9 protein-coding genes are annotated in these 17029 nt (G+C 44.7%); 8 read left to right on the forward strand and 1 reads right to left on the reverse strand.

Annotated elements, in window-relative coordinates; genetic code table 11:
• Nucleotides 1-2 precede the first annotated feature (2 nt).
• On the reverse strand, nt 3-7271 hold the full coding sequence (locus tag LWP20_RS13740; RefSeq protein ID WP_242928728.1) for a DUF8696 domain-containing protein: 7269 nt from the start codon (nt 7269-7271) through the stop codon (nt 3-5).
• Nucleotides 7272-8347: 1076 nt separating this feature from the next.
• On the opposite strand from LWP20_RS13740, the gene LWP20_RS13745 reads away from it, so the two are divergent.
• From LWP20_RS13745 to LWP20_RS13780, 8 genes are all read left to right on the forward strand, one after another.
• Entirely contained in the window at nt 8348-9694 is a 1347-nt protein-coding gene (locus LWP20_RS13745; RefSeq protein WP_242928729.1) for an undecaprenyl-phosphate glucose phosphotransferase, read from the forward strand.
• Nucleotides 9684-10505, forward strand: coding sequence for a WecB/TagA/CpsF family glycosyltransferase (locus LWP20_RS13750; RefSeq protein ID WP_242928730.1), 822 nt, complete (start codon nt 9684-9686; stop codon nt 10503-10505). Before LWP20_RS13745 ends, LWP20_RS13750 begins: the two co-directional genes overlap by 11 nt.
• A gap of 372 nt (nt 10506-10877) precedes the next feature.
• Complete coding sequence (gene rfbF / locus LWP20_RS13755; protein WP_242928731.1) at nt 10878-11681, forward strand: glucose-1-phosphate cytidylyltransferase; 804 nt, start codon at nt 10878-10880, stop codon at nt 11679-11681.
• Nucleotides 11682-11737: 56 nt separating this feature from the next.
• Nucleotides 11738-12829: an NAD-dependent epimerase/dehydratase family protein gene (locus LWP20_RS13760; protein WP_242928732.1), complete on the forward strand. Its 1092-nt coding sequence runs from the start codon at nt 11738-11740 to the stop codon at nt 12827-12829.
• Between the two features lie 11 nt (nt 12830-12840).
• The gene (rfbC, locus tag LWP20_RS13765; RefSeq protein WP_242928733.1) at nt 12841-13407 is read left to right on the forward strand and encodes a dTDP-4-dehydrorhamnose 3,5-epimerase; all 567 of its coding nucleotides are present in this window, start codon (nt 12841-12843) and stop codon (nt 13405-13407) included.
• Between the two features lie 41 nt (nt 13408-13448).
• Nucleotides 13449-14825, forward strand: coding sequence for an NAD(P)H-dependent oxidoreductase (locus tag LWP20_RS13770; protein ID WP_242928734.1), 1377 nt, complete (start codon nt 13449-13451; stop codon nt 14823-14825).
• Between the two features lie 108 nt (nt 14826-14933).
• Entirely contained in the window at nt 14934-15725 is a 792-nt protein-coding gene (locus LWP20_RS13775; protein WP_242928735.1) for a nucleotidyltransferase family protein, read from the forward strand.
• A 15-nt stretch (nt 15726-15740) separates the two neighbouring features.
• Entirely contained in the window at nt 15741-16955 is a 1215-nt protein-coding gene (locus LWP20_RS13780; RefSeq protein WP_242928736.1) for a glycosyltransferase family 4 protein, read from the forward strand.
• Nucleotides 16956-17029 lie beyond the last annotated feature (74 nt).

Genomic DNA, 17029 nt, shown 5'->3' on the forward strand with positions numbered 1-17029 from the left:
TGTTATTTAACAATTGTTACGCTGCCTGATAAAGGCTTTTCATTTTTATCTAAGTAAATGATGTAGTAGTAAGTTGCCAGCGGAAGTTCCTGGCCGTTAAAGCGTCCGTCCCATGGTTGTTTGTACCCATCAGAGCTGAACACTTTATTGCCCCATTGGTTGAATACCTGTACTTTACAGTTAGGATAGCTTCCGATGTTCGGTATCTCCCATGTATCGTTGATGCCGTCGCGGTTCGGAGTGAAGGTGTTCGGTATAAGTACCTGTTGCAGTACCGTTACCGTTACCTCATCTGTGAAAGTACAGCCACCTGCCGTTTCTACCGTTACTTTATAGGTCGTAGTAACTTCAGGTTTTACCACCGGGTTTGGAATGTTGAGGTCGCTTATGCCAGGTGCCGGAGCCCAGGTATACCTGTCGCCACCACTGGCATTAAGGGTTGCGCTCTGGCCTTTTACAATAGTGATATCCAGGCCTGCATCCGCGGAAGGTTGCGTAACCGTAACTGTAACGGCTTTGCGCGCTCCTGCACAAGACAAGCTCACTTCCTGCACATAATAAGTAGTAGTGTGTTGTAAAGGAGTTGTAGTGAAACTGCGGCCGGTTGCCAGTAAGCTGCCTCCCGTAGCTGCATCATACCACTCCAGCCTGCCATCGCCCATCGAAGTTGCGGTTAACGTAACAATGCCACCGGAACAAACTATGGCATCAGCAGCAGCCGGTGCTTTAGGCAATGAGTTTATACTTACAGCCACCACATTACTTACCAGCTTGTCGCAGGCCTCCGAGGTAACCACTCTTCTAAACCACGCAGCCTGTGAAAGGGCAGCCGGGCTGTAGTTCTGTCCGTTGTTATTGCCAGGTGCTGTCATAAAGCCTGAGGTTGGTCCGGCTGTGCTCATCTCCCATAGGTAAGTATAAGTACCGCTTCCGCCTGTTGGCGCAGAACCTGTAAGGGTAGCAGGTGTTGTACCTGAACAGATTGTCTGGTTGGTGCTGATCTTGTTATTGTCCAGCGCCGGCCTTACAGAAATAAGTATAGTATTGCTGATGGCTGTATGAGGGCCAGAAGTTACCACACGCCTGAACCAGGTTGGTTTGCTTACTGCGTTTGGCTGAAAGTTCTGCGCATTATTGCCCTGGCCCTGTGCTGTTACAAAACCAGTTGCTTCGCTTGTAGTGCTGCTTTCCCAACGGTAACTGAACTGGCCTTCGCCACCTGTTGGTACTGTGCCTTGCAACTGCGCTGGCGTATTGCCCACACAAATTACCTGATCTGATTTTATGACGTTGTCAGCAATTTCGGCAATTACAGAGATTACTATTTCATTGGAGATGACCTCGCATCCACCGGAAGCAATTACTCTTCTGAACCAGGTTGTTTTGCGTAAGCCACTCTGGAATACATAATCCTTGCTGGTATAAGCGCCGGGAGCAGCAACGAATGTCTTGTTCTGGCCTTCGTCGGTGCTCATTTCCCAGCGGTACTCATACTTGTCATTGCCACCTGTAACCGGAGTAGTGTAAAGACCTGTAAGCGTAGCCGGAATTGTACCTGCATATATACTCTGAGAATCCTTGATGTTATAATTACCTAGGGGCGTGTTAACCGTCACTTTTATCGGGGCAGAGTAAACTGAACAGCCTCCTGAGCTAACTTTTCTGCGGAACCAGGTGTTGTTTTGCAAGGCTTCGGGCTGGTAGCTGCCATCCGTGCGGCTGTTGTTGCCAGGCGCAGGCGTAAAACTGCCCGTATTGCCGGTAGCGCTGTACTCCCATAAGTATTCATACTTGCCTTCTTCGCCGCCAGTAGGTGTTGTGCCTGTTAGCAACGCTGGCGATGCTCCTTTGCAGATTTCTGCTGCAGCATATAACATGTTGTTAAGGATGCCCTTGTTAACAGTAACCGTAATCACATCAGACTCACTTGCGCAATTTCCGGAAGTTACCACACGCTTGTACAAGGTAGTTTTAGTAAGTATGCCCGGGTTATAGTTGGCTGCTGTGCTGGTACCGGTTGCTTTTGCAAATGTGGCGCCGCCATCTATACTTTGCCACCACTGGAAACTATATACTCCATTGCCGCCAGATGGGGAAGTACCTTTGATCTCGGCAGCTTCGCTACCCGCACAAATCACCTGATCTGAACTTAATGGTTTAAGCTGGTTATTCAGGATCTGCGGTGTAATGTTAACAGCAACCGGAGTTGATGGATTTTCGCCACACAGTTCTGATATTACCACACGTCTGAACCAGGCTGTTTTATCGAGCTTACCTGGTTGGTAATTTTGTGCGCTGTAGTTTCCTTCGGCTGTTTTATAAGTTTTGGCGTTGCCTGCATCGGTGCTCATTTCCCAACGGTAGGTCAGGTTTTCGCCTCCGCCATCGGGTTTGCTCGCTTCAATCAGAGAGGCATTTTCGCCAAAGCAAAGATTTTGCGCTCCGCTTAAAATATTATTGTTGCTGATAACAGGTACAATGTTTACCGCTACCTCGTTGCTGGTAAGCGTGCCACACGGAGCTGCGGTAACTACACGCCTGAATATAGTTGGCCCGGTTAATGCAGCTTTGTGAGTATATTCTTTGGTAATAGCCACAACCCGGAAACTCTTGCCGTTATCGGTGCTTATTTCCCAGCTATACTTATAGTTGCCGTTGCTGCCGGTTGGCTCAGATGCAGAGAAATTAATCACGGTAACATCGGCGCAAACTAATGGTGTTTTAGTGCTGATCGTGTTATTCACCAGCGGCTTGTAAACTATAACCTCAAGTTTTGAGCGTGAACCTACACACTTGTTGCTATTAACAGCCTCTACAAAATAGGTCTCGTTGCCCGCAGCTAGCGCATGGGTGGTAGTATAGGTAGTTTCAGGGCCACTGTGCAGTAATGTGCCGTTGCGGTCGTACCATCTATAGGTTGTTCCGCTTGCTCCGTTTACAGTAAGCACAGCCGATGAGCCTTCGCAAACAGGAGCTGCACTAGCAACAGGAGCGTCCGGTAGCTGATTGACTGTTATCTCTACGATGTTAGAATAGCTGGTGCAGGCACCTGAAGTAACTTTTCTGCGATACTTAGTAGTAACAGATGGGTTTTCCGGCGTAAAGCCCGGTAAGTTTGGTGCGCCAGTTATTGCTGTAAAAGGTTTGCCATCTGTGCTGCTTTCCCATGCATAAGTATAGTTTGTACCATCGCCTCCGCTGGCTGGTTCGCCCGGGATAGGAGAAATCGCATCACCCACACAAATGGTCTGTGAGCCGGCAATAATATTTACCAATTGTGGGTTTACCGTAACAGTTACAGGTTCACTTATACTTACCTCGCATGTGCCGGATAGCACTACACGTCTGAAAGCAGTAGTTTCCTTTACCTGTCCCGGGTTCCAGTTCTGCTTCGATGTGCCACGGCTATTTGGAATTTCTGAAAAACCGCTTCCGCCCACACTAGCCTCCCAGTAGTAAGTATAGCTGCCTGTGCCATTGCCTCCTGCAGGTAATTCGCCTGTTAGCTGTGCGGCTGCTTCGCCGGCGCAAATGGTTTGAGTGCCACGGATAATGTTGTTTGAAACTGCCGGAACCACTGTTACTTTAACCGGTGCGCTGATATCTTCGGAGCAGGTACCTGAAGTAACTACACGTCGGAACCAGGTCGGTACAAGTAAAACTCCAGGCTGATACTCGGCATTATTGCTGTTTTCTATACTTGTATAGGTAATGTTATTCGTGCTGTACTCCCAGCGGTAAGTATAAATCTTATTGCCGCCTTCAGGCAGTTTCCCTGTAAGTTTAGCAGGTTGATTGCCCGCGCAAATAACCGGAACAGTATAAAGCTCATTTTTGCTGATAACTGGCGTTACAGACACGAGTACAGGTGCTGATGTAAGCTCACAGCCTGCAGATAACACTACTCTTCTGAACCAGGTTGACTTTGTAAGAGCACCAGGCTGATAAGTTGCGGTGAAGGCGCCTCCAATGGAAGTATAAACTTTACCATCAAGACTATATTCCCAACGGTAAGTATACCTGCTATTACCTCCGGTTGGCTCGCTACCATTTAACGGATCTGGTGTCTGGCCTGAGCAAATTTCTGCAACTGCGTTCAGGCGGTTGTTGTCCAGTTCAGGGTAAACAGTAACCGTAACTTCGGCGCGAGGGCCTGCGCAATTTTCCACAAAGCCTTCTGCAAAGTAAGTATGGGTGCCGGTAGTAGTAAATTCAGGTTCGAACACTTTGCCTGTAAAAACCAGTTTTCCGCTTTCATCATACCAGTTATAGTTACTGGCGGTGCCTTCTGCAGCTAAAATCGCCTTGCCAGGTCTGCACATAACATAAGGCTGCACGATAGGCTTTGCAATTTCGGGTCTTACAACCACCGTAACTTTGGTTCGGGTGCTGGCGCAACCGCTTTCAGAAGAAGCAAATTCTATATAATAATCTGTTGATTTGGTTAGCGCACCAGTTTCGAATGCTGTGCCTGCAGCTGTTGTAGCTATTGGCTGACCTCCTTTTTCCTGAGTATACCAGGAGAAAGTGCCATTTACTCCTGCTGTAGTCTCAGCCATTAAGCTTGTACCTGTATTATAGCAGATATCCTGAATGCCTGTAACAGAAGGCGCAGTTGGTAGTGGCTTCACTACAACGATCATTTCATCGGTTGTAAAGCAACTACCGGTGTAGTAAGTATATGTAAGCGTAAATGTTCCTGCTGTCGAAGGTGTGAAGGTGCCATCTTCCGAAACATGCTCCGAGCCGCTCCATTTGCCACCAAAAGGAGCTCCTTGAAGTATAAAGGCACCGCTATTCTGGCATGCTTCCTTATCTGTTCCGGCATTGGCTACCAAAACTTCTGAAACGGTTATTTTAACATCGTCTGAATTGGTACAGCCGTTTTCGTTAGTGTAGGTATAAGTAAGTATAAAATCGCCTTTGCCGGATGGTGTAAAGTAACCGTCTGTTGTTACATTGGTTCCTGACCAGGTTCCACCGGCCGGGCTTGCCTGTAGTTTGGTAGCCACAAGTTTGTCGCAAATAACCAAATCAGCACCTGCATTTACCTCGGGTAGGGGGTTTACTTTAACAGTTACTGTTGTTGTGCTGTTGCAGCCTGTTTCTGAGTTAAAACCAGTTACAGTATAAGTTGTGGTTTTGTCTGGTGTTGCTGTTACACTTTTGCCAGTGGTAGCTGATAAACCTGCTGCAGGTGCCCAGGTATAAGTGTCGGCTCCGGTGGCGGTGAGTATAGCTGAGCCTTGCCCAACGCATATTTCAGGAGTAGAGCTGGTTGCCTGTACTGTTGGAGGTGTATTTACTACCACCTTATAAGTAGTGGTGCTGGTACAGCCAGTAGTCTTATTTACACCTGTTATAGTATAAGTTGTAGTTTCTGTAGGATAGGCTGTTACTTTGCTGCCTGTTGTGGTGCTTAATCCTGTAGCAGGTGCCCAGGTATAGGTATCAGCTCCGGACGCGGTCAGTTCCACGTTATCTCCAACGCAAATAGCAGGTTTTGCCGCTGCAATCTCTAAAATCGGTAACGGATTTATAGTAACTCTTTGTACAGCTGGCGCCGAAGATTGCCCGCATTCATTTATGGCTACAACTGCAACATCATAAGTTCCGGCTTGTGTAAAGTTTATACTTGGGTATTGCGAACCGCTGCTTGTGCCATTCTCATAAGTTACTGCAGCCGGGCCGGTTACTTTCCATTCGTAGCCTGTAATGGTGCCCAGTTTTGCATTATAAGTTGGTTTGTGCAGAGAATTAGCGTTGCTAAAGGCTATAATTTTCGGGCCACAGTAAGTTTGCGGCGATGGGAGTGTAACAACAGGTTTACCTTTTATCGTTATAGCCTGGCTGACCGTGCTGCTTGGGGCGCAGCCATTGGTAGCTGTTAGCGTAACCGTATAGTTTCCAGGAGTGGTAAAGTTAAAGTTAGGCGAAGCTGAACGTGCAGTAGAGCCTGTTGCATAGCTCCAGCCTGTAGTTGGCGCCACAGACCAAGCGTATTCAATATTATCTCCAACAGATGTGTTTACAGCTTTTACCAGGTTAGGTGCACAACCTTGCTCTGGTGTGGGAGCTAATGTAAAACCCGCTTTGGGGGGCGCACTAACCTTAATTATACTTACGGCCGAGTCGCCGGAGCACTTTAAGTTGCCCCCTGAAGGTGTTACATAAATCTTTATTTTATATTCTCCGGGCTCGTTAATTTTTATAGTTGGAGTAGCAGACCGTATGGTGCCAGATACAAATTCCCAGCCGGTAGCCGGAGAAATGATCCATTCGCGGTTGTATGTATTGGAAGACTGGTTTGCGTTAAAGCCACCCTCCGAAATATCTTTCAGGTTAAAGGTCTGTCCAATGCAGCCTTCTGTAGCAGAAACTGTTAAGCCTGCAGTTGGTCCTTTTGATATCTTAATGCCACCCACCGAGGCTGGAGTAGTACCACAGGGGTTAACCGCATAGCCATTCAGTGTGAAAGAGTTATAAGGCTTTCCTTTTGAAGATTCGGTGAAAGTATGCTCAATTGTCTTGGGTAAGTTGGCGTGGGTATAAGTAAGGGTGTCTGTTCCATCATCAAACCAGAATTTATAGATAGTCTGGATTGAATTGCCTTCCGTATTCAGGATATCGAAAATAAAGGTAGAGGGAGCGCAGTCGCTGGTATTACCACGGCTGGCAAGTCCCAGGCCTGGGTTACTACCAACAAATACTCTTTCTGTTTTAGTGCTGGTGCAGCCGCTCTCACTTGTTACGGTTAATTCTAAAGTAAAAGATCCGGCTGAAGTATACCTGTGACTTACCGTTTTAAAGTCTTTGCCATACTTGGAAACACTGCCATCACCCCATTTAATGCTATAATTTGCGTTTGTTTCCTTTGTTGTAGAGGTGTTTTCTACTGTTAGATCAAAAGTGGCCTCGCCGCCGGAATAACTACAGTATGTAAAGAAATCAACCGGGTCTGCTATGCTGGCATCTGGTTTGGCAGCTATGCGCATTATATCCGATGTGCCTGTGCAACCGGATGCATCTACTGTTTTTACCCAGTATTCGCCACCCGACTTAACTTTAATGGAGCGAGATGTTTCTCCAGTAGACCAGGTGTATTGTGCTGCCTCGCTTGCTATAAGTGTTATTTCGCCATCCTCACATAAAGATTTATCGCCTAGTGAGGTGATAATTGGAGTGCAAGTTTGGGCATAGGTGGCCGAAGCAAATAATATTGCAAAATATAGAGGTAAGAGTTTAAATAAACCCTTCAAGATTGGCTGCATGGCTAAAAGTTGTAAAGAATCTTGTATTGCTTATTTATCAGCGAGCTTCTCAGAAGTTTACTGATTTTTTATAACACGATATTTCAGTTCAATTCAGCGGATAGTTTTTACCCACAATCGGAGCTGCTTTTTGCTAGGTCCTAGCAATATAACATGAGATCTATTTTATCCTTTTAACCCTTTAATATGCAAATTAATACGAGTGTATAGTTTGTTCATGTAATTGTATTTTAAATGCTATTTTGATTTTATGTTACTGGTTTTCTTAGTTGTGTCTTTAAAAAAAGTCTAAGCTTGGTTCTTTTAAGAAATGCTTTTAAAACTATGATAACCATGAATTTGCTAAGTATTTATTCCGCGATAAAGTTCCTTGTAGCAATTTTTTTTTAAGTATTTAAAATAAGTGTATTTGAATGATTCAAGTTGTTGTACTTAAGCAACTTGATGAATTGTTTTTTTAATGATAGGCAGGCTTGGTTAAGTTATATTTAGTGATTCTAAAGCATAGATAAGAAGCAGCTTGGGCATAACTTGGATCGTCAGCAGTTTTTTATAAGATACTTTAAGGTAAATAATTAGTGGGTTTATGTGTATAGTTATATTTATATATTAAATTTAATAAATATAGTTAGAATTATATATTCTTGGAAATTGCATACATTTTGAATTATATAAAGGTTGATAAAATATAAATTTTAAAAGAATTATTTTTCTAAATATTGTATTATCATAATTTGTTAATAAAACCTAATTATAAGGCAAACTTCTAAAAGTTTAAAGCGTAATAATGTGCATGGTTCAAATTTGAGGTTTTATAAGGACTTGTTGAGAATTGATAATAATAAAAGTGCAATATAAATATTTTGTTTTCCTAATATTTAAATGATATTGTTTTATAAAACTTATTATAATATCCAACTGCTTGGCAAACCTGCGAAATATGTGATTTGAGATCTGGAAATCGCTAATCTAGCAATCAGAATGAGTTAATTAAAGAAGTATATGATTGAATAAGTACAAAATAGACTATGAATAAATACCGTCACTATAATAGCTTCAACCGAGTGATTTTGTTGATGCTAGATATAATCCTTATAGCCCTTTCTTTCAAGGTTTCTAATTTCATCCGCTACGGCGAGCTGCACTTTGAGCATCAGTACAGTATTTTCTTTGTGCTTTTTGGTCTGGTATGGTGGATCGTATCTGGTTTCAAGGACTTTGTTTTTCAGATCGAACGCTTCGTTCCCTGCCATAAAAGTATAGCTAACGTCATCAATGCGTTTATTTTGCATGCTTTTTTGCTGGCAAGCTGTATCGTAATTTTTAACCTAGAATCTATTTCAAGGCTATTGCTCCTTTATACTTATTTGTCAACTGCGCTTCTAATTGGGTTCAGTCGCCTACTTATTGTACAGTTGAACAAATACTTTACCAAATCAGATATGGCATATTCGCGCTTTGTCATTATCGGTACAGGTCCTGCAGCTTCTACGCTTTATCAGACTTTTAACACACACGATAATCCAGGTACAAAATTCATGGGTTTCTTTGATAATGACCCAGATGTAAACAGCCCATACTATAATATGGTAAAAGGTAGTGTAGAAGATGTAAAAGAGTTTTGCCTGCAATACAGCATTGATGAAATTTACTATGCCCTGCCATTAAACAATAAAGAGCATATCGAAGACCTGTCTCAGTTTGCAGATGACAACTTCATGTACTTCCGTATGGTGCCTGAATTTAGTGCCCTGGTACAGCGCGATGTGAATATGTACTTCTATCAGAACATTCCGATGATCAGCATTCGCAACGAGCCATTGGAATTGGTTACAAACCGTGTTGTAAAGCGTGCTTTCGACATAGCATTTTCACTTTCGGTTATACTTTTACTCTTCCCGATCGTGATGCCGATTATCGCACTGGCTATCAGAATCAACTCTAAAGGACCGATTTTCTTTAAACAATTGCGTCCTGGTAAAAAGAACAGGTTGTTTGTCTGCTACAAATTCAGAACAATGTATATAAACAATCAGACTGAGTTACAAGCAACTAAGCACGACCCACGCATTACAAGAGTGGGTGCTTTCCTGAGAAAGACAAACCTGGACGAACTGCCGCAGTTTTTTAACGTACTCTTGGGTGATATGTCTGTGGTAGGGCCACGTCCGAACCTTGTGTCGCAACTGGAACACTATTCTAAGGTAATCTCCAAGTATAAAATGCGCCACTTTGTTACGCCAGGTATAACTGGTTATGCACAAGTAAGTGGCTTCCGAGGCGAAACCAAAGAAGTGCACCTGATGGAGAAACGCATTGAGTATGATGTGCGCTACATGGAGAACTGGAGCTTTATGATGGACATGAAAATTATATTTCTCACTGTCTGGAACATGATCAAAGGCGAAAAGAATGCTTACTAATACTGATACCATACAAGAACCAGCAATTGCCGCACCCTTAAAAACAAAGCGAAAACTACTCACTTCGCTAATATCGGCTGGTTCGTTTAATGATTTTGTAAACCATATTTTCTGGCTTACTGATAATAAGGCTTCTTCTTATGTATGTTTTGCCAACGTGCACATGTTGGTAGAATCTTACAAAGACAAAAGTTTTAATACGCTCTTAAACCAGGCTGATGTGGCCACGCCAGATGGGGGGCCGGTTTCTAAGCTGATGAAACTGCTGTACGGGCAGCAACAGGACCGTGTAGCAGGTATGGACCTGGTGCCACGCCTGCTGCAGGAAGCCGCTGACCGTGGAAAATCCGTATACTTCTATGGGTCTACAGATCAGGTACTGGAAGCGGTAGTTAGCAGAGCTAAACAAGACTTGCCAAACCTGCGCATTGCCGGTTATTATTCACCACCCTTCCGTAAGTTATCGGATGAAGAGGATAATGCCATTGTTGATATGATTAACGAAACTGCTCCGGATCTTGTATTTGTGGCACTGGGCTGCCCAAAGCAGGAACGCTGGATGGCAGACCATAAAGGCCGTGTAAATGCCTGTATGCTGGGTGTTGGCCAGGCTTTTATGACCTATGCCGGATTAGAGAAGCGATTGCCGAAATGGGCCCGTGATCTTTCGTTGGAATGGACCTATAGGTTATACCTGGAGCCGGGACGGCTCTGGAAACGATACCTGGTTACCAACAGCACCTTTGTATACCTGGCCTCGAAGCTATTGCTGCACCGCCTGGTTAAAGGTAGTTCTACTGCTGCTGATTAAACAAAATGAAAGCCTGAAACGTGATCAAGATATGAGATGGAGGAAGATGATCAGGCATTATTACCGCTACAAATTAAAGTATAACCGGCGACCAGCCTGCATTAGCAGGCGGTTTTTCCGGGCTTGCTATCATGCCTTTCTCAAGCGCAAATCAGAATTCAGTATCCGGTTAGCACAGTTGTTTCGGGTGCATAACAGCGTACACACCTTTAGGCCGGTTTCAGAAAACTATGCTGTAAAATTTGCATCTTTTTTTACAAGAAATAAATCCAAATATAGCGATTGTCGTATTAAGTGATGTGCCTGATAAGACAACACATGATGTACTGTCCTGGTACTAATTTTTAGTTCAACCCAAAAACCCTTTGCATAATGAAAGCAGTTATACTTGCCGGTGGCTATGGAACAAGAATCAGTGAAGAAAGCGGCGTAAGACCAAAACCTATGGTAGAAATTGGTGGTAAGCCCATCCTGTGGCACATCATGAAAATCTACTCTCACTACAATATTAACGAGTTTGTGATCTGCTGTGGCTATAAAGGACACATGATCAAAGAATATTTTGCAAACTATTGCCTGCACAACTCTGATGTGACCTTTGATATGCGTAAAAACAGCATGGAGATCCACAGAAATAATACCGAATCATGGAAAGTGACCTTGGTAGATACCGGTGAGGGTACTCTTACAGGTGGCCGTTTAAAGCGCGTTAAAGATTATGTAGGTAACGAAACATTCTGCATGACTTATGGTGATGGTGTTAGCGATGTGAACATTGCGGAAGCTATTGCTTACCACAAAGCCCAAGGCACGAAGGCTACACTTACAGCCGTGCAGCAGCCGGGCCGTTTCGGTGCTTTTAACCTTTCTTCAGAAGCAACTAAGATCAATCAGTTTAAAGAGAAGCCAACAGGCGGCGACATGCCATGGATAAATGGTGGTTTCTTTGTATTGGAGCCAGGCGTTTTTGACTACATCGAGGATGATAGCACTACCTGGGAAAAAGAACCAATGGAGAAATTAGCTGAAGAAGGTGAACTTTCTGCTTATCGCCATACCGGTTTCTGGCAGCCAATGGATACCCTTCGCGACAAACATTTGCTTGAAGAACTATGGCAGTCTGGTAAAGCGCCGTGGAATGTTTGGCATAAAATGCTGTCAGGCGTGCTGAACTAAGCTTCGAAAACAAAAGGAAATCAATTCAACTATCCCTTTCTCAATATATAATTATCATGAAGATCTTAATAACTGGAAATATGGGTTATGTAGGCCCTGGTGTTGTACGCCAGTTGCGTTCTACTTTCCCAAATGCAACATTGATAGGCTATGATATGGCCTATTTCGCTACCTGTTTAACCAATGCTACTGTATTTCCGGAAAGCAAACTGGATGTACAGTTATTCGGAGATGTACGCACTATGCCGGCTGAAGTGCTGGAAGGTGTTGATGCAGTAGTACACCTGGCCGCCATTTCTAACGACCCGATGGGTACGAAATTCGAAGATATAACACTAGATGTAAACTATAAGTCGAGTGTTAGAATCGCTGAAATGGCTAAAGCTGCCGGTGTTAAATCCTATGTTTTTGCATCAAGCTGCAGTATGTACGGTGCTACTGAAGGAAGCGCGAAGACAGAGAGTTCTACATTAAATCCACTTACTGCTTACGCCCGTTCTAAAGTATTTACAGAACAAGGAGTAGAGCCGCTTGCCGGTGATGGTTTTACGGTAACATGCCTTCGTTTTGCAACTGCCTGCGGTATGAGCGATCGTCTGCGCCTGGACCTGGTGCTGAATGATTTCGTAGCAGGGGCAGTAGCAACAGGTAAGATCAATATTCTGAGTGATGGCAGCCCTTGGCGTCCGTTGATCCATGTGAAAGATATGGCTCGTGCCATTGAGTGGGCAATTACCAGAGATGCTTCTAATGGTGGCGAGTTCCTGGCAGTAAATGCCGGCAGCAACGAGTGGAACTACCAGGTTAGCGAATTGGCTGAGGCTGTGGCAGATGTTATTCCGGGTACAGAAGTAACACTTAACCGTGATGCAGCTCCTGATAAACGCTCTTATTGCGTAAACTTCGACCTATTCAAGTCTTTGGCACCTAACCACCAGCCGCAGGTAACATTAAAGCAGGCAATTCAGGAATTGCGTGATGGCCTGATGGCGATGAACTTTAAAGATGGCGACTTCCGTAACTCGCTACTGATGCGCCTGAAAGTGCTGACCAGCCTGCAGGATACTGGCGAAATTAACGACCAGTTGCAGTGGAAACACAATAAAACCAAAGTATCGGAAGAACAAGCCGAGTTAGAAACAGCCTAATACATTCAAAAATGATATTTACAGAAACCAAACTAAAAGGTGCTTTTATTATAGATGTGAAGCGCCTGGAAGATGAACGTGGCTTTTTTGGCCGTTCATGGTGCCAGCGTGAATTTGAAGAGCACGTTTTAACTGCCAATGTAGTGCAGACAAACGTGTCGCATAACAAAATAAAAGGTACGCTGCGTGGCATGCACTACCAGTTGTCGCCTTACGAAGAAACCAAACTGGTACGTTGCACACGCGGTGCTATTTACGATGTGATCATCGACCTGCGCCCGGAATCGCCAACTTACAAAGAGTGGATTGGGGTAGAGCTTACTGCAGATAGCTTCCGCATGCTGTTTGTGCCTGAGCGCTTCGGCCATGGCTTTATTACCTTGGAAGACAACACAGATGTAACCTACCAGGTAACACAGTTCTACACACCAGGCGCTGAGCGTGGTATCCGCTGGGATGATCCTGCTTTTAACATCGAGTGGCCGATAGAGCCGGTACTGATTTCTGAGAAAGATAAAGTACACCCGCCTTACGTGAACGAATTCGAACCATCAACTGACGGAAAGCAGCTGGTTTAGCCAGCAGCTTTTTATTAGCTAACCCAAAACAAATTTAACGAATGATTATAGTTGATACAGCCTTAGCCAAACGCCATGCCGAAGGCAAACCAGTACGTGTAGCCATGGTAGGCGCCGGATTTATGGGCCGTGGCATTGCCCTTCAAATCTGCAAATATGTGCCAGGCATGGAGCTTGTAGCCATTGCCAACCGCGATACCGATAAAGCCAGACGTGCCTATTCAGAAGCTGATGTTTTTGATGTTGCTGAAGTAGCTTCCCTAACTGCCCTTGAAGAAAATATCCGTAACGGAAAGTATAGCATTACAGACGACGCCATGCTGCTGTGCGATGCTGAAGGCATTGATGCTATTATAGAAGTAACAGGTGCTGTAGAATTCGGGACTAACGTTGCGTTGCGCGCCATCGAAAACAAGAAGCATATCATCATGATGAATGCTGAGGTAGATGGTACTGTTGGCCCTATTCTGAAAGTATATGCTGATAAAGCAGGTGTGGTGTTCACAAACGCAGATGGCGACCAGCCAGGTGTTGAAATGAACCTATACCGTTTTGTGAAGTCGCTGGGCGTTAAGCCTGTACTTTGCGGTAACATCAAAGGCTTGCACGACCCTTACCGTAACCCAACCACACAAAAAGGCTTTGCCGAGAAATGGGGACAGAACCCAGCTATGGTAACTTCTTTTGCCGATGGCAGCAAGATATCTTTTGAGCAGGCTATTGTAGCAAACGGAACCGGTATGCGTGTGGCTAAACGCGGTATGCTGGGGCCAACTGTACCAAGCGGAACTTCTCTGAAAGATGTGGTAAATTCACTTTACCCGCTGGAAGCTTTGACTGAAGGCCCGGGAGTAGTTGACTACGTAGTTGGCGCTGAGCCAGGACCAGGTGTATTTATACTTGGTACACACGATCACCCGATTCAGCAACACTACCTTAACCTGTATAAATTAGGCGAAGGCCCACTTTATTTGTTCTATACACCGTACCACCTGTGCCATTTCGAGGTGCCAAGCACTGTAGCAAGAGCCGTATTATTTAACGATGCTGCCCTTACGCCAATTGCAGGCCCTTGTGTAGAGGTAGTTGCTGCCGCCAAAACCGACCTGAAAGCAGGCGACGTGGTAGACGGAATAGGCCACTACATGACCTACGGCCTGTGCGAAAACGCTGATACTACCCGTGCAGAGAACCTGTTGCCACTGGGGGTTGCAGAAGGCTGTATTCTGAAGCATGATGTGCCTAAGGATAAAGTGCTTACGTACGATGATGTTATACTTCCGCAAGGCCGCTTAGTGGATGAGCTGCGTGATAAGCAGTCGGCTTACTTCGCAGCAACTGATGACGCGGAGCGCGAACGCATCCTGAGCACATCAAAACTAAAAAACGAAGCACAACTTAATGCTGCTGTAGAGTAGCCCGAAGTATAAATCAAATCAGAAGTATAATGTGCGCTGTTTCCCAAACCGGTTAACAGCGCACATTTACTATATCATCCACTCAAGCTATACTTTAAGCCTTTCCTTGTGCAACCCGAAACAGTAGGTTTGATTCCGGCAGCCGGCTTGGGCACACGCATTTCACCATTGCCCTGCAGCAAAGAACTCTTTCCTGTAGGTTATACTTTAAATTCTGAGCTGGAGCCCATACCTAAACCTGTGGCACAACACCTGCTGGAACGGATGCAAATTGCAGGAATCTCCAATGCCTATGTTATACTACGGAAAGGCAAATGGGACATACCGGCTTATTTTGGAGATGGTTATGCACTACAGATGAACCTGGCTTACCTGATCATGCGCAAGCCTTACGGTACACCATTTTCTGTAAATCAGGCTTATACTTTTATCAAGGGCAAACGGGTGGCTTTTGGTTTTCCGGATATACTTTTTGAGCCCAAGGATGCTTTTGCCGAGCTGCTTCAGAAACAGGAAGCAACACAGACAGATGTAGTACTGGGGCTTTTTAAAGTTGATCATCCTGAAAAATGGGATACGGTAACACTAGCTGATGATGGCAGCATAATAAGTATAAATCCAAAACCCGCTGCAGTTGTATCTCCGTATGCATGGGTAATGGCTGTGTGGTCGCCGGCGTTTACTGAATTTATGCACCAGTATTTACTTAAATGGGAGCAGGAGCGGGGTGAACAAGCAGAGCTAAGTATAGGCCATGTAATGCAACAGGCACTTGCAGCCGGGCTGCAAATTCAAAGTGTGTTTTTCGAAAACGGTACTTGCCTCGATATTGGTACGCCTTCTGATTTGATAAAAGCCATACAGCATTACGCTAACCATAACCCACAAAACCCAACCTGACCCTTTACAACTCACATGAAAATATTAATCATACATAATAAGTATAAAGAAAAAGGAGGCGAAGACAACAGCTTTGCAGCCGAGTGCGCCATGCTCAGCAACTATGGCCACGATGTGCGAACGCTGGTGTTTGATAACAAGGACATAGACTCCTGGATGGCAGTGGCTAAACTGTCTTACCAGATGTTCTATAACTCTGATTCTGCCGCTTCTATGGAGCAGGAAATTCTGGCTTTCAGACCAGATGTGATTCATGTGCACAACTTCTTTTATGTAGCCTCGCCATCAGTATTCTACATTGCCAATAAGCATAATATACCGGTAGTGTTCACGGTACGTAATTTCAGGCTGATCTGCTCCGGAGCTTTCCTGCTGCGCGATGGCAAAGTATGTGAGCAATGTATTACAAAACAGCTTCCTTTGGATGGTATCATGCATGGTTGCCACCGCAACTCGCGCATGCAAACGGCGCAGCTTACGCTCATGACCTCGCTGCACAAAATGGCAGGCACCTGGCGCAACAAAATTACCCGCTACATTGTGCTTACCGAATTTGCCAAAAATAAACTCCTCAGCTCCAGCCTGAAACTGCGCCCTGAGCAGATTGTAGTAAAGCCTAACTGCGTTACCGACCAGGGGTATACTTTGCCGGAAGAGCGCGAAGACTATTTCCTGTTTGTGGGCAGGTTGTCAGAAGAAAAAGGTTTGGATGTGTTGCTGAAAGCTCGTGACCTGGTGCCTTACAAACTCAAGATAATTGGAACAGGACCTCTGGTACCGATGGTGGAGGAATACGCTGCCAAGTATAGCGATGTAGAATATCTTGGTTTCCAGGATAATGCCTTCATAGTTGATGCCTTGAAGAAAAGCCAGGCGCTGCTATTCCCTTCTATCTGGTACGAAGGTATGCCACGAACTATATTGGAGGCTTTCTCTACCGGTACGCCTGTTATCGCTTCCGATATCGACAACATCAACGAAATAGTGGAAAACAACTATAACGGTATCCACTTCAAAACCAGCAGCCCTGAGTCGCTGGCCGAGGTTATTCGTAACTATAGCCCAGGTATAAATCCAGCCCATCGTGCACTGTATGAGCAGGCCCGGCAGACCTTTATAGATAAGTTTACTTACGAAGGTAACTACCAGCAACTTATCAGTATTTACGAAAACTTAATAACCAATAAAGAGCGCCTGCCAGAACAGTTTCCGGCTAAAGAACTCATTTGACCCAAGTATAAATTGATAAATAATACTTTTCTAATATAACCAAGCCTCTATTTTCGCCGTAACATAAACGCAGT

Origin of the sequence: Pontibacter vulgaris (assembly GCF_022758145.1) — a bacterium.
Classification (GTDB): domain Bacteria; phylum Bacteroidota; class Bacteroidia; order Cytophagales; family Hymenobacteraceae; genus Pontibacter; species Pontibacter vulgaris.

Excerpts from the sequence above, each read along its gene's own strand:
- LWP20_RS13770 (WP_242928734.1), top strand. The coding sequence starts at position 13,449 with ATGATTATAGTTGATACAGCCTTAGCCAAACGCCATGCCGAAGGCAAA.
- LWP20_RS13745 (WP_242928729.1), top strand. The coding sequence starts at position 8,348 with ATGCTAGATATAATCCTTATAGCCCTTTCTTTCAAGGTTTCTAATTTC.
- rfbC (WP_242928733.1), top strand. The coding sequence starts at position 12,841 with ATGATATTTACAGAAACCAAACTAAAAGGTGCTTTTATTATAGATGTG.
- LWP20_RS13760 (WP_242928732.1), top strand. The coding sequence starts at position 11,738 with ATGAAGATCTTAATAACTGGAAATATGGGTTATGTAGGCCCTGGTGTT.
- rfbF (WP_242928731.1), top strand. The coding sequence starts at position 10,878 with ATGAAAGCAGTTATACTTGCCGGTGGCTATGGAACAAGAATCAGTGAA.
- LWP20_RS13740 (WP_242928728.1), bottom strand. The coding sequence starts at position 7,271 with ATGCAGCCAATCTTGAAGGGTTTATTTAAACTCTTACCTCTATATTTT.
- LWP20_RS13750 (WP_242928730.1), top strand. The coding sequence starts at position 9,684 with ATGCTTACTAATACTGATACCATACAAGAACCAGCAATTGCCGCACCC.
- LWP20_RS13780 (WP_242928736.1), top strand. The coding sequence starts at position 15,741 with ATGAAAATATTAATCATACATAATAAGTATAAAGAAAAAGGAGGCGAA.